Genomic DNA, 13,264 nt, shown 5'->3' on the forward strand with positions numbered 1-13,264 from the left:
GGTAAGAGGGTGTGGAGGGGGCTCTGCCCCCGCTGCGCACCCCCGAGGTATTTTGGACCAAGAAGAAGCAGAAGGCCGTGCCGGGGCTGGCCGCGGGCGACGGCTGCGGCGTTCGGATCTAGATGGAGCTTGCGCCGTGATACCCCTGCGCGCGGCGCCCGCGCGCAGGGGTATGGGGGCTATTGAAAAAGCCCGGGTGCGTCAGCGCAGGTAGGGCATCGGATCGGTGGATTCGAAGCCTTTGCGGACCTCGAAATGCAGGAAGGACGGATCGCCGGAGCGCACGCGGGCGATGGACTGGCCCTTGCTGACCGCGTCGCCCTTCTTGACCGAGATGTCGTCGACATAGGTGTAGACCGAGATCAGGTCGTCCGGGTGGCGGATCAGCATGAACTTGACGCCTTCGTCGGTGGCCGAGATCGCCGCGACCTGGCCCGAGGCGGCGGCCTTGACCGGGGTGCCCGGCGCGGCGGAGATGTCGATGCCCTCGTTCCGGCCCTTGGCGTATTCGCGGATGATCGAGCCGCTGACCGGCATGGACATAGCGCCGCCGCCGCTGCTGCTGGCGGCCTTCTTCTGGCCGATATCGGCCACCGGTTCCGCCGGTTTCGGCGCCGGTTTGTCGGCCGTCGCCGCAGGGGCCGCGGCGGCGGTCTGGTTGGCGGGGGGCAGGACCTCTGTCGGCAGCGGCTTGGAGGCGGAGGGCGGTTGCGGCGTGGCCGTGCCTGCGCCGGGCACCGTCACCTGCGCGCTCTGCTGCGGTTGCGGCACGTTCTTGGCCGTCGGGATCAGCAGGTACTGGCCTTCGCGCAGCGAGAAGTTGCTGTCGAGCCCGTTCCACTCCGCCAGCGCGCGCGGGGTGACCTGATAGAGGCGCGCGATGGTAAAGGCGGTCTCGCCGCGCGCGACCTTGTGGCGCACCGGCTCTGTGCCGGTCTGCGGCGCCTGCGCGGGGCGGATGGCGGAGGGGGCGCGCTCGATGGCGCTGCCGGCCAGGGTCGCCACATCCACAGAGGCGGGCGGCTGGATCGGCCCGGTCGTCGCCGCGCCGGTGGCGGGCGAGGGCTCGGCCACGCGGCGGGGCAGGGCTATGATCTCACCCGCGCGCAGCGGGTCGTTCACCTGCACGCCGTTGTAGCGTGCCAGTTCCGGCGCCGGCAGGCCGATGCGGGTGGCGACGGAATTCAGCGTATCGCCGCGCCGGGCCACGGCGACCTGGTAGTTCGGGTAGGAGATCACGCCCCGGTCGTCCGGCTGCGGGCGATTGTCCACGGCCTGCAGGGCGGCCTGAGAGGTATCGACCGCCCCGCCCATGCGTCCGCGCATATCCAGATCGAGGCCGCCATCGCAGGCGCCAAGGGCGATCAGCAGGCCAAGGGCCGTGAAGGAACGGGTCGGGGTTGTCATCTGTCGATTTCCTCATATGCGCCCCTTGTGCCGGGACGTCACTGCACCGCGCCGAAGGCGGTCTAATCCTTGCCCAGCCCCTCGACGAGGGGCACGAAACGCACGGGGCGCAATTCGTCGTATTCGAAGCCGCCCTCGTGCCGCGTCACCCGGATCAGGTGCTGGACGGTGTCGGACTGTCCCACCGGCAGCACCATGATACCGCCAATCTTGAGCTGGGCCAAGAGCGGCCCGGGCGGATCCTCGGCCGCGGCTGTCACGATAATGCGGTCGAAGGGGGCCTGATCCGGCAGCCCGAAAGAGCCGTCGGCGGTGAAGGCGGTGATATTGGTCAGTTCCAGCGTATCGAAGACCGCGCGGGCGGCGGCCACCAGCCTGCGGTGCCGGTCGACGGTATAGACCCGCCGGGCGAGATGCGACAGGATCGCTGCCTGGTAGCCAGAGCCGGTGCCGACCTCCAGAACCTTGTCGCGGGGGCCGACCCGCAGCGCCTGCGTCATCAAGGCCACAACCGAGGGTTGCGATATGGTCTGGCCGCAGGCGATCGGCAGGGGCATGTCCTCATAGGCGCGTTCGGCGAAATAGCCGCGGATGAAGGCGCCGCGGTCGACCTTTTCCATGGCCGACAGAACCGTGGTGTCTGTCACGCCCTTGGAGCGGAGGGCAAAGAGGAACTGCATCTTGGCTTCGCCATCGAAGCTCATGTCAGGCGGTCTCGCAACGCGTCCAGCGTGGCGTGGCAGGTCAGGTCGGCGCGCATCGGCGTGACGCTGATATAGCCCTTCAGGTTGAGGTCCGCATCGGTGCCCGCGTCGGTGGCGGCCCGTTGGTCGCCGCCCTTGATCCACAGAAAACGCCGCCCTGACGGAGACTTGTGCGGCTCTACGCTGAAGCCTGTCGCGTGGCGGTAGCCCTGCGGTGCGACCCGGGTGCCCTTGACCTGCGCCGCCGGGACCGGGGGGAAGTTGACATTGTAGAAGAGCCGGTAACCCGGGTCCACGCGGTCGTTTTCGAGGATCTGGCGCACCACGCGGGCGCCATGGACGCGCGCGGATTCGAAGGGGTCTGAAGCATCTGCATTGTCGGGGCCGAAGTACTGCGACAGCGCGATGGACAGGATGCCCTGAAGCGCGCCTTCCATGGCGCCGCCCAGCGTGCCGGAATACAGGGCGTTCTCGGCGGAGTTGTTTCCACGGTTCACGCCGGAGAGGATCAGGTCCGGCGGGGTCTCGGCAAGGACATCGTGCAGACCGGCCAGAACGCAGTCCGCGGGACTGCCTTCGGCGGCAAAGCGGCGCTCGCCCATCTGCGCAATCATCGTGGGGTGGGTGTACGAAATGCAGTGCCCGACGCCCGACTGTTCGAAGGCCGGGGCGACGGTCCAGACCGCGCCGTCGGGCCCCGCGAGCTCTGTCGCGATCTCGGTCAGGACCGCGAGGCCGGGGGCGTTGATGCCGTCGTCATTGGTGATGAGAATGCGCATGAAACCGCTCGTCTAAGCCTGTGCCCTTCCTATGGGAAGGGGCGCGCCGGGGCAAGCGGCGCGTACCAACTGTAGGGAATCACCGCGCGCGATGCGGCAAGATGTGGGGTTCTAGAGCAACGCCAGCAGACGCGCGGCCTCTGCCGAGGGCTGCGCCAGCGGGGCGCGGTCCTCGCCGGGGTGAAACCGGGCGCGGGTGTGGGTTTCCATCGGCTGGGGCGTCAGGATGCGGATGCGCGGGCCGAAGTTTTCCTGTTCCGCCGCCCAGGACCGGGCCAGCGCGATCTGCGCCGCCTTGGTGGTGCCGTAGTGGCCGTAGAACTTCTCTCCGCCATGCGGGTCGTCGAAGAAAAGCGCGGTGCCGTCATCGCCCAGAAGCGGCGCGACGAAGGGGATCAGGTGGCCCATGGCATCGATATTGGTGGTCACCGACTTCTTCCAGTCCTTGGCGTCCATATGCGGTGCGGGCGTCAGGGGGGCCGCGTGAACAGCCGTGTGCGCCCAAAGGCCTATGCCGCCCCAGCGGTCGTGGATCGATCGGCACAGATGCGCCATGGCATCGCGGTTGCACACGTCCATCGGCGCCAGCGTCGCTTCTCCGCCCTTGGCCTTGATGCGGTCGTCGAGGTCCTCGAGACCGCCGACCGTGCGGGCCACGGCGACGATGTGATACTCGGGCGAAAGCGCCTCGGCGAGGGCGAAGCCCAGTCCGCGCGAGGCGCCGGTGATAAGAGCGATCCGTGTCATGAGGCGCTTTTCAGCGGCTTTGGCGCCAAGGTCAAGCGTCCGGCATTGACAGGCGGTGCGCCTTCTTGCCCCGCTGAAGGATGATCGAGTCCTCGGCCACCGCCACGACGGTATCGCGGCCGATGCGGCTGCCCTTGGACACCTCGGCGATCTTGCCCGAGGGCAGGCGGACAAGCGCAGAGGCGTCGTCGGAACTGCCGAAGATGCCGATGAGCATGGGTTCGGCGCGCGGGATCGGCGCGCTTGTGGTGGCGGCCCGGGCCACGGTGTCGTTGCTGGCGGCGGCGGGGACGACCTGCGCGGCGCGGGCGTCGAACCCGTCGGGACGGGCAAGGGGGCGGAGGGATTTGGTCAGTATCATGGGCTGGTCCCGGTGTCTCTGGGTGCCGCTGTCCGCGGCGCGATGGGGGCTGATACAGGCCTTGCTGCATGTGCGAAAGACAGCCCGCAGCGCATGGGCGCCGGGGTGCCGAAGCCCGGAAAAACATCGGCAGAAGGTCGCGCGGGGCGACGGCGTGCCGCAGGCGCAGGCCCTGTATGGCAGGGTCGCGCGGCCCGGTCTGGCCCGGGCCGGGTGGCAAGAGGGAGGCCGGGCCGGCGGGCCGTCCGGGACGGTGCTAAGGCCACGCGGCAAAACGGCCGCCCCCGGGGACGGCCGCTGAAAGAAAAAAAACAGGGCGGTGGCTGGCCTTACTGGGCGGCCTTGAGCTTGAAGCCCTGCTTGATCATGTCTGCCGGTTTGACCGGGTACTCGCCCGAGAAACAGGCGTCGCAATATTGCGGCCGCTCCGGGTCGCGCCCGCCCGATTCGCCCACCGCCCGGTAAAGACCGTCCAGCGAGATGAACTTCAGCGAATCGACGCCGAGATGTCCGCACATCTCGTCCTCGGTCATGGTGGCGGCCAGCAGCATCTCGCGCTGGGGGGTGTCGACGCCGTAGAAACAGGGCCATGCGGTGGGCGGCGAGGCGATGCGGAAATGCACCTCGGCGGCGCCCGCGTCGAGGATCATTTCCTTGATCTTGCGCGAGGTGGTGCCGCGCACCACCGAGTCGTCGACGAGGATCACCCGCTTGCCACGGATCAGCGCACGGTTGACGTTCAGCTTCAGCCGCACGCCCATGTTGCGGATCTGTTCCGTCGGCTCGATGAAGGTGCGGCCCATGTACTGGTTCCGCGTGATCCCGAGGCCGAAGGGAATACCGCTTTCGGCGGCATAGCCGATGGCGGCGGGGGTGCCGCTGTCCGGGACGGGGCAGACCAGATCCGCCTCGACCGGCGCCTCGCGGGCCAGTTCCACGCCGATCTGGCGGCGCGTTTCATAGACGCTGCGCCCGCCGATGATCGAATCGGGGCGCGAGAAATACACATGTTCGAAGATGCAGAAGCGCGGCTGCTGCGGGCGGAAGGGGTGCTGCGATTCGACACCGTTTTCCTGCGTGATGACGACCATCTCGCCGGGCTCGATCTCGCGCACGTATTCGGCGCCGATGATGTCCAGCGCGCAGGTCTCGGAGGACAGGCACCAGCCATCGCCGATCTTGCCCAGCACCAGCGGGCGCACGCCCAAGGGGTCACGCACGCCGATCAGCTTGGTCCGGGTCATGGCGACGACGCTGAAGGCGCCCTCGACCCGGCGCAGCGCGTCTTCCATCCGGCTGGGGATGTCGCGCTGCAGCGAGCGCGCCATCAGGTGGATGATGCATTCGCTGTCGCTGGACGACTGGAAGATCGAGCCGCGCTCGATCAGCTCGCGCCGCAGGGCATTGGCATTGGTGATGTTGCCGTTATGGGCGATCGCCGCGCCGCCCATCGAGAACTCTCCGAAGAAGGGCTGGACGTCGCGGATCGCGGTCTGGCCCTTCGACCCGGCGGTCGAATAGCGGACGTGGCCGATGGCGACGGCACCGGGCAGGGTCTCCATCAGCGACTGCTTGGTAAAGCTGTCGCGGACATAGCCGAAGCGTCGGGCAGAATTGAAGCCGCCCTTGTCGGGGTGATACGAAACGATCCCCCCGGCTTCCTGTCCGCGGTGCTGAAGGGCGTGAAGCCCCAGCGCCACGAAGTTGGCGGCGTCGGTGACACCCACGACGCCGAAGACGCCGCACTCCTCGCGGAGCTTGTCGTCATCGAAGGGATGGGCTGGGGGCATGTGGCGGTCGGACAAAGCGCGCTCCGAATCCATGGCTACTTACGGAGCCTCCATAGGCCGTATCTTCGCCGGTGTCACGGAACTATCACAGAGGCGGTGCGCGTGTTCCGGTCGCAGGGCCCGGATGGCTGTTGCCCGGCCGCCGGAGAACCCCCGTGGGTTTTCGGTGACCGTGCCGGGTCGGCCCGCGGTGCCGTCCGTTCTGTGCGCTTCAATTCGGCAACAGCCCCCACAGCCACCCGCCTTGCCTGGCGCGCGTGGTCTTCTGCCGGGCGGTCACAAGGTCATGGGCGGCCCGGCTGCGCAGGAGGCGACCGCGCCGCATGTAGTAGGCGGTGTCGATGCTGCCGTCGCGGCGCAGGCGGATCTGGGTTTCGGTGATGTGCATGGGGATCTCCTTTCGGCGCTGTGCCCTCAGGATGGCAGGCGGTCCGCCGTCGCGCTTGAAGACCGCCTTGCGGTTTCCCCGAGAAACCCTTGTGATTTCCCAAAGGTCCGGGTGCGGGCTTGGTCGGGCGGGCGCTTTGCGGTTAGCTGGTGCCATGGAGTACCGCTTCGCCTCTGTCTGTCTTGACCTCGCGCGTCACCGGCTGACCCGCGACGGCGCACCGGTGCATGTCGAGCCGCAGGTCTTCGCGCTGCTGGCGCTGCTGGCCGAGCGGGCGGGGACCGTGGTCAGCAAGGACACCCTGATAGAACGCGTCTGGAAGGGGCAGATCGTATCCGAGGCGACGGTCGGCGCCCGCATCAGTGCCGCCCGTGCCGCCGTCGGCGATACGGGGCGCGCGCAGGCGATCATCCGAACGGTGCCGCGCGTCGGGCTGGAACTGGTGCCCGAGGTCCGTTGTACCGCAGCCGCACCGGACCCCACGGTGCCGGAGCCGCCGGTTGTGGTGACACCCCGCCTCGCGACACCGGGGCGGATGCGCATGGCCAGGGCGCCGGATGGCAGCCGCCTTGCATGGAGCGCCAGCGGCGCGGGGCCGCCGCTGTTGCGGGCGGGCCATTGGCTGACCAATCTCGACCGCGATCCGGAGAGCCCGATCTGGGGCCCATGGCTGGAGCGGATGGGACGCGGGCGCCATCTGGTGCGCTACGATGGCCGGGGCACCGGCGTTTCGGGCCCGGCCTGCGGGCCTCAGTCGCTGGATGCCTTCGTCGACGACCTCGCCTGCGTGGCCGATGCGGCGGGGCTGGATCGCTTCGACATCTTTGCCTCGTCCCAGAGCGTCCCGGTCAGCCTGACCTTTGCCGCGCGCCATCCCGACCGGGTGCGCCGGATCGTCAGCTATGGCGGCTGGGCACAGGGGGCGGCGATGCGCCCCGGGGCGCAGAAGGCGGGCATGACCGATGCCATGGCGACCATGCTGCGGCTGGGCTGGGGCCAGCCCGAGGGCGGCTACATGCGGGCCTTCGTCTCGCTCTTCCTGCCCACGGCCAGCCCCGAACAGATACGCGCCTTCGTCGATCTGCAGTGCGATTCAGCCAGCGCCGAGCGCGCGGTCGAGATCCGCTCGGTGATCGCGCAATTCGAGGTGACGCCGGTGCTGGCGCAGGTCCGCTGCCCGGTTCTGGTCGCCCATGTGCGCCACGAAAGCCTGCATCCCTTCGGACAGGCGCAGCACCTGATGCAGCATCTGCCGGACGCGCAATTGCTGCCCTTGGAGGGGCAGAACCACATCCTGATGCCGGACGAGCCGGGGTTTGCCCGGCTCATGGATGCGGTGGACGCCTTCCTCGCGGATTGACGGACAACTCCGGTCCGGCGACAGGTGATGGGCGACAGGTGACAGGTGGCGGGGCAGGGTGCCCCGCGCCCTCAGCTGTCGGAAACCGGTGCGGCGGGGGCTTCGCAGACGCTCACCAGCGCCTCGTACTGGGTGGTGATCCACCCCAGCGCCTGCTCGGGGTTCTGTTCCTCGATGCGGCCGGTGAAGCGCGAGAAGACGGCGGCAGAGCGCGAGTCGTTGATGGCGGGGATGTCCTGCGCGGTGATCACCGTCTGGTAGACGAAGAAGCCGATGGCCACCAGAAGGATGCCGCGCGCCACGCCAAAGAGGAACCCCAGCGCCTGGTCCAGCCCGCCAAGCGCCGAGCGCTGGATCAGCGACGAGAACAGCGGCGTGAACAGCGAGACCAGCACCAGCGCCACGGTGAAGACGGCGGCGAAGGCGGCGATCACCGACAGCTCGCAGCTGTCCGACAGGAATTCGCCGACCACCGGGATCTCTTTCACCAGCGGCTGCACCTGTGCGGCGAACATGAAGGCCACGACAGCCGCCGCGACCCAGCCGAGAATCGCCATGAGTTCGCGCACAAGACCGCGCGAATAGGCCAGCAGCGCCGAGAGCACGATGATGACGCCCACTGCGCCGTCGACAACGGTAAAGCCTTCCATCAGCCTCGCTCGCCTTTCTTCTTTTCCTTGCCTGCCGTCTCAGCCTGCGCCGAAGACATCGCCCACGAATGTGGTCAGGTCGCCCATCAGGGACAGCTTCATGTCGCCCGCGGAACCGGGTTTGCCGCCCTTCGGCAGGATCGCGGTGGAGAAACCAAGTTTTTGCGCCTCTTTCAACCTGTTTTCGGACTGGCTGACCGGGCGGAGCGCGCCGGATAGCGAGATTTCTCCGAAAACGACGGTTTCCGGCGGCAGGCTGACGTCTTCTCGCGCGGAAAGCAGGGCGGCGGCCACCGCCAGATCGGCGGCGGGTTCGCTGACGCGCAACCCGCCCGCGACGTTGAGGTAGACGTCGAGGCCCGAAAACGGGATGCCGCAGCGCGATTCGAGCACCGCGAGGATCATCGCGAGGCGTGAGCCGTCCCAGCCCACCACCGACCGGCGCGGCTGCGAATGGGGCGTCGGCGCCACCAGCGCCTGGAACTCGACCAGCACCGGGCGCGTGCCCTCGATGCCCGCGAAGACCACCGATCCGGGCGAGGGCTCTCCGCGCTCGGACAGGAAGAGGGCAGAGGGGTTGGTGACCTCGGCCAGCCCGCCGCCGGTCATCTCGAAGACGCCGATCTCGTCGGCGGGGCCGAAGCGGTTCTTGACCGAGCGCAGGATGCGGAACTGGTGACCGCGCTCGCCCTCGAAATAGAGCACCGTGTCGACCATGTGCTCGACCACGCGCGGCCCGGCGATCTGCCCGTCCTTGGTGACATGGCCGACCATCACCACCGAGGACCCGGTGCGCTTGGCGAAGGTGGTCAGCTCATGCGCCGAGGCCCGCACCTGGGAAACGGAACCCGGCGCGCTGTCGACATTGTCGGCCCACATGGTCTGGATCGAATCGACGATGGCCAGGTCGGGGCGGTGTTCGTCCAGCGTGGTCAGGATATTGCGCAGGTTGGTTTCGGTCGCCAGCTGCACCGGCGCGTCCTGCAAGCCCAGCCTCTGCGCGCGCAGGCGCACCTGCGCACTGGCCTCCTCGCCCGAGATATAGACCACCTTCAGCCCGGCGCGCGCAAAGGCCGCGGCCCCCTGCAACAAAAGCGTCGACTTGCCGATGCCCGGATCTCCGCCCACCAGCACCGCCGAGGCGGGCACCAGGCCGCCGCCCAGCACCCGGTCCAGCTCGTCGATGCGGCAGGCGGTGCGCGGCGGCGGCGCCTCCTTGGCAGAGAGGTCCGACAGCGGCAGGGTGCGGCCGCGCGATTGCCCCAGCGTCTTGCCCGAGGGCCCCTGCGACAGCGGCGCTTCCTCGGCGACGGAATTCCACTCGCCACAGGCCTCGCAGCGGCCGGACCACTTGGAGGTCACGGCCCCGCAGGACTGACAGACGAAACGGGCGGCGGCTTTGGCCATCGGGCCTCCTTCAACGGCGATCGCGCCGCTTATGCCCGATCGCCGCCCCGGCGCCAATGCCCAGCGGCACAGCCGCCTCCAACCGCGCTGCCCGGCCCCGGCGTCCGGCCGATCCCTCTTCTTTGGTCTGAAAAATACCTCGGGGGGCGAGCGCAGCGAGCGGGGCAGAGCCCCCGCGGCACCGCCGCCACCGATACGCGCCCGGCTATTCCGCGGCGCGGGGCAGGGGTGTCACCCTTTCGTCATAGGCCGGGGCCTCCGCGGTCCGGATCGGCTCGATCCTGGCGTCGGGTTGCGGTTCCGGCGCCGGAGCCTCCGGCTGCGCGGGGTCCAGCTCCGGCAGGATATCCGCCAGCGACGCGCGCATGCGGTCCAGCTGGGCGCGGGCGACCGCCTCCTCGAGGTCCACCTGCATCGCCCAGCTGCGGATCTCGTTGGCCGCCGCCTTGGCCTGCTCCAGCCTTTCGTTGAAGGTCTCGACCTCCTGCTGGCGCGCGATCAGGAAATCCCGCGCCCGGGCGACCTTGCGGTCCGAGTAGGTCTCGGCCAGCTCCTGGCTGACATGGCTCATCTGTGCCGCCAGCTCCAGCACCGAGGGTTCCAGCTCGGACAGGTCCGGATGATCGCGCAGGAAGGCGATGCGCTCGCGGATCGAATCGAATTCGCCTTTCAGGGTGAACACCCCTTCGCGGTCGCAGCGGTGCGACAGCGCATAGGCCTGGGCGATGTCGCGCATGCCCATGTGGAAAGACCGGTGCGAGTTTTCCAGCGCCATGATGCGGGCATTGGTCGGCAGGTGGTAGCACAGCAGCACCGCCAGCACGGTCATCCCGATCTGGATCGCCTGACCGGCATCGGTATACAAGGTCTCGCCATAGCCGACCGGCAGGGTAAGCCAGGGCGCGTAGCCCAGGGCTGCGGCCAGGGTCAGCCCCAGCAGGACAAGCGTGACGGCGATCGTGGCGGCGAAGGCCACGCGTTGCAGGACAAGGCGGATAAATTCGGCACCCCTGCGGACCATGGTCGTCATGACATTCCCCCGTCGGATGCCGCTGAACCCGGCACCTCTTTGAGCAAGATTATGCCTATGGTACGCGAAGGAGGGATCTTTTGTTCCCTAAAAACGTAAACGCTTTGTTTACCTGTTTTGTGTCAGGGTCTTTTCGACGGTGCCGAACAGCAGCGAGGCAAGGATGCAGCCGGTAAACAGGTACAGGCCCCAGGCGGTGTCGACCCGGCCCACGCCAAGGCCCTTGGCCAGCGTCACGTAAAGCGCCACCAGGAAGACATCGGCCATGGCAAGCCGCCCCAGCGCGATGAGCGCGGGCAGCCAGCGGCGCGGGGCGAGGCCGAAGCTGACAAGCGCAAGGCCGGCGGTCTTGGCCATCGGTGCCACAAGCGCAAAGAGCGCGACGACAAGCGCGAGGAAACGGTCGCTCTGCCACAGCGAGGCCAGACCCGACAGCAGGCTGATCTCGCTCATTCCGAACAGCGGCAGAAGCCCGGCTTTCAGAAGCGGCGCGGTCCAGGACAGCGGATAAAGCAGCAGAAGCAGCAGGTTGCCCCAACGCGCCAGCGCTGCGGCGCGGCTCAGGAGGTCCACCACCAGAGCCCCAGAAGCACCGCCAGCAGCAGGGCAAAGACCGCGTCCATCCAGCGCCAGCGCGCCCGCGGGCTGATGGCCGAGATCGCGTAAAGCGTGGCGGGCACCAGAAGCGCGGCCATGCCGCCGCCTTCCGCCATGGCCCGCGCGGCCTGCGCGTAGCCCGCCGTGCCGGTCAGCCCAAGCGCCGGGGCGAAGGTGGTCGCGACACCCGCCACGGAAAGGCCGAACGCCACCAGCGCGGGCCAGCGCGCCAGTCCGGGGCCGAGGATCACCCGCAGCAGCGCAAGCAGGGCCAGCACCTCGAGGAAAACGAAGCGCTTGAAGGCAAGGAAGGTCAGCAGAAGGTCGGGATCGCCGGAAAACGGGGTCATGACAACGCCTCTGTCGCGGGGGGAATGGCGGGACGGGCCCGTGCCGGACGGCGGGGTGCCACCCCTGCGCGCCGATCGGCCGGCGCGCCACGGGGGAGGGCCGGGAGCCGTGTCATCGCACCGTCTCGATCGGGCCGGTCGCGCGCCCCGTGATGAATTGGTCGACATAGGGATCGCCGCTGTCGTCCATCCGGGCGACGGGGCCGGTCCAGCGGATCACCCCGCCGTGCAGCATGGCCACGTCGTCGGCAATGGCCCGCACGCTCGACATGTCATGGGTGATGGTCATGGCCGTGGCGCCCATTTCCGTCACGATCTCGCGGATCAGGTCGTTGATCACTCCGGCCATGATCGGGTCGAGCCCGGTGGTGGGTTCGTCGAAGAAGATGATCTCGGGCTCGGCGGCGATGGCACGGGCCAGACCCACGCGCTTTTGCATGCCGCCCGAGAGCTCGGCGGGCAGGCGGTCGGCCACCTCCGGCTTCAGGCCCACCCGGCGCAGCTTTTCGATGGCGATGGCGCGGGCCTCGTCGCGCGACCGCGCCAGCCGTCCGCGCAGCAGGCGGAAGGCGACGTTCTGCCAGACCGGCAGGGAATCGAAGAGCGCGCCGCCCTGAAACAGCATGCCGAAGCGGGCGAGGAAGGCGTCGCGGTCCTGCGTGGTCACATCCTGCCCGTCGAGCAGGATGGTGCCCGCATCCGGCGTCACCAACCCGAGGATGCATTTCAGCAGCACCGACTTGCCGGTGCCGGAGCCGCCGATGATCACCATGGAACTGCCGCGCGGGATCGTCAGATCGACTCCCCGGAGAACGGCATTGTCGCCAAAACGTTTGTGCAGCCCGGTGAGTTCGATCATGCGGCGCGCTCCTGCGGGGCGGGGGCAAGCGCGTTCGAACGCGCTTTCAAAGCGTCTTCGAAGACGCTTTGGCGCCCGGGGCGGATGTCACGGCAGGGTCTCATAGCGAGAAGAACACCCCGGTGAGCAGAAAGTTCGCCGCAAGGATCAGCACGGCGGCGGCCTCGACGCTGCCCTTGGTGGCGCGGCCCACGCCCTGCGCGCCGCGCCCCGAGGTCATGCCGAAATAGCAGCCGATCAGCGCCGCGATGCCGCCGAAGGCGCAGCCCTTGACCAGCGAGGAGATCACGTCCAGCGGTTCGAGGAAATTCACTGTGTTGGTCAGGTAGCCCGCCGCGTTGAAGCCCAGCGTGCCGGTGGCCACCGCGTAGCCGCCGAAGATGCCGATCACGTCGCCGACACCGACCAGCAGCGGCACCGTCACCAGCGCCGCCAGCACCCGGGGCGCCACGAGATAGCCCATCGGGTTGGTCGACAGGGTCACCAGCGCGTCGATCTGTTCGGTGACCTTCATGGTGGCGATTTCGGCGGCGATGCTCGAGGTCACCCGCGCCGCGATCATCAGCCCGACCAGTACCGGGCCAAGCTCGCGCACCATGCCGATGGCGACGATCTGCGGCACCACCGCCTCTGCGTTGAAACGCGATCCGCCGGAATAGATCTGCAGCGCCAGCGCGCCGCCGGTGAAGACCGCGGTCAGCCCCACCACCGGCAGCGACAGCCAGCCGACCTGCAAGAGCGCCCCGGCGACCTCGCGCCCGTAGAAGGGCGGGCGCAGGATCTGCGTCAGGGCCGCAAGCGCAAAGAGCGCCACCCGCCCCACGGCAGAGAGCAT

Annotated in this window: 15 protein-coding genes; 1 reads left to right on the forward strand and 14 read right to left on the reverse strand. The window is 68.6% G+C overall.

Annotation, left to right across the window (positions count from 1 at the left end; all coding sequences use genetic code 11):
• Positions 1 to 201: 201 nt before the first annotated feature.
• The 7 genes from ACN5KJ_RS03040 to ACN5KJ_RS03070 all read right to left on the reverse strand — a co-directional run bounded on the left by ACN5KJ_RS03040 (position 202) and on the right by ACN5KJ_RS03070 (position 6,176).
• A complete protein-coding gene (locus ACN5KJ_RS03040) occupies positions 202 to 1,407 on the reverse strand; it encodes a peptidoglycan DD-metalloendopeptidase family protein (protein ID WP_418592002.1) in 1,206 nt (401 codons plus the stop codon).
• 62 nt (positions 1,408 to 1,469) lie between these two features.
• Positions 1,470 to 2,111 carry a protein-L-isoaspartate(D-aspartate) O-methyltransferase gene (locus tag ACN5KJ_RS03045; protein WP_418592003.1) on the reverse strand — a complete coding sequence of 214 codons (642 nt, stop codon included), beginning with the start codon at positions 2,109 to 2,111 and terminating at the stop codon, positions 1,470 to 1,472.
• Entirely contained in the window at positions 2,108 to 2,890 is a 783-nt protein-coding gene (gene surE / locus ACN5KJ_RS03050) for a 5'/3'-nucleotidase SurE (RefSeq protein WP_418592004.1), read from the reverse strand. The genes ACN5KJ_RS03045 and surE overlap by 4 nt, the downstream gene beginning before the upstream one ends.
• 111 nt (positions 2,891 to 3,001) lie before the next feature.
• A complete protein-coding gene (locus ACN5KJ_RS03055; protein ID WP_347167498.1) occupies positions 3,002 to 3,637 on the reverse strand; it encodes an SDR family oxidoreductase in 636 nt (211 codons plus the stop codon).
• Positions 3,638 to 3,668: 31 nt separating this feature from the next.
• Positions 3,669 to 3,998 carry a hypothetical protein gene (locus tag ACN5KJ_RS03060; RefSeq protein ID WP_206565008.1) on the reverse strand — a complete coding sequence of 110 codons (330 nt, stop codon included), beginning with the start codon at positions 3,996 to 3,998 and terminating at the stop codon, positions 3,669 to 3,671.
• 329 nt (positions 3,999 to 4,327) lie between these two features.
• Complete coding sequence (gene purF, locus ACN5KJ_RS03065; RefSeq protein ID WP_418592232.1) at positions 4,328 to 5,788, reverse strand: amidophosphoribosyltransferase; 1,461 nt, start codon at positions 5,786 to 5,788, stop codon at positions 4,328 to 4,330.
• Between the two features lie 211 nt (positions 5,789 to 5,999).
• On the reverse strand, positions 6,000 to 6,176 hold the full coding sequence (locus tag ACN5KJ_RS03070) for a hypothetical protein (RefSeq protein ID WP_418592005.1): 177 nt from the start codon (positions 6,174 to 6,176) through the stop codon (positions 6,000 to 6,002).
• Between the two features lie 154 nt (positions 6,177 to 6,330).
• Here ACN5KJ_RS03070 and ACN5KJ_RS03075 point away from each other — a divergent pair, with 154 nt between their 5' ends.
• Positions 6,331 to 7,536 (forward strand): alpha/beta fold hydrolase, encoded by a 1,206-nt coding sequence (locus ACN5KJ_RS03075; RefSeq protein ID WP_418592006.1) that lies wholly within the window; start codon positions 6,331 to 6,333, stop codon positions 7,534 to 7,536.
• Between the two features lie 71 nt (positions 7,537 to 7,607).
• On the opposite strand, the gene ACN5KJ_RS03080 is transcribed toward ACN5KJ_RS03075, so the two are convergent.
• The 7 genes from ACN5KJ_RS03080 to ACN5KJ_RS03110 all read right to left on the reverse strand — a co-directional run bounded on the left by ACN5KJ_RS03080 (position 7,608) and on the right by ACN5KJ_RS03110 (position 13,264).
• Positions 7,608 to 8,186, reverse strand: a complete 579-nt coding sequence (locus ACN5KJ_RS03080) for a CvpA family protein (RefSeq protein WP_418592007.1) — start codon at positions 8,184 to 8,186, stop codon at positions 7,608 to 7,610.
• A gap of 39 nt (positions 8,187 to 8,225) precedes the next feature.
• Positions 8,226 to 9,593 (reverse strand): DNA repair protein RadA, encoded by a 1,368-nt coding sequence (radA, locus tag ACN5KJ_RS03085; RefSeq protein ID WP_418592008.1) that lies wholly within the window; start codon positions 9,591 to 9,593, stop codon positions 8,226 to 8,228.
• Positions 9,594 to 9,798: 205 nt separating this feature from the next.
• A complete protein-coding gene (locus ACN5KJ_RS03090) occupies positions 9,799 to 10,623 on the reverse strand; it encodes a DNA repair protein (protein ID WP_418592009.1) in 825 nt (274 codons plus the stop codon).
• 108 nt (positions 10,624 to 10,731) lie between these two features.
• Positions 10,732 to 11,199, reverse strand: coding sequence for a paraquat-inducible protein A (locus ACN5KJ_RS03095; protein ID WP_418592010.1), 468 nt, complete (start codon positions 11,197 to 11,199; stop codon positions 10,732 to 10,734).
• On the reverse strand, positions 11,184 to 11,570 hold the full coding sequence (locus ACN5KJ_RS03100) for a hypothetical protein (RefSeq protein ID WP_418592011.1): 387 nt from the start codon (positions 11,568 to 11,570) through the stop codon (positions 11,184 to 11,186). The genes ACN5KJ_RS03095 and ACN5KJ_RS03100 overlap by 16 nt, the downstream gene beginning before the upstream one ends.
• A 112-nt stretch (positions 11,571 to 11,682) precedes the next feature.
• On the reverse strand, positions 11,683 to 12,429 hold the full coding sequence (locus ACN5KJ_RS03105; protein ID WP_418592012.1) for an ABC transporter ATP-binding protein: 747 nt from the start codon (positions 12,427 to 12,429) through the stop codon (positions 11,683 to 11,685).
• A gap of 100 nt (positions 12,430 to 12,529) precedes the next feature.
• Positions 12,530 to 13,264, reverse strand: a complete 735-nt coding sequence (locus tag ACN5KJ_RS03110) for an MlaE family ABC transporter permease (protein WP_418592233.1) — start codon at positions 13,262 to 13,264, stop codon at positions 12,530 to 12,532.

The sequence above is a fragment of the Ponticoccus sp. (in: a-proteobacteria) genome, assembly GCF_048381735.1.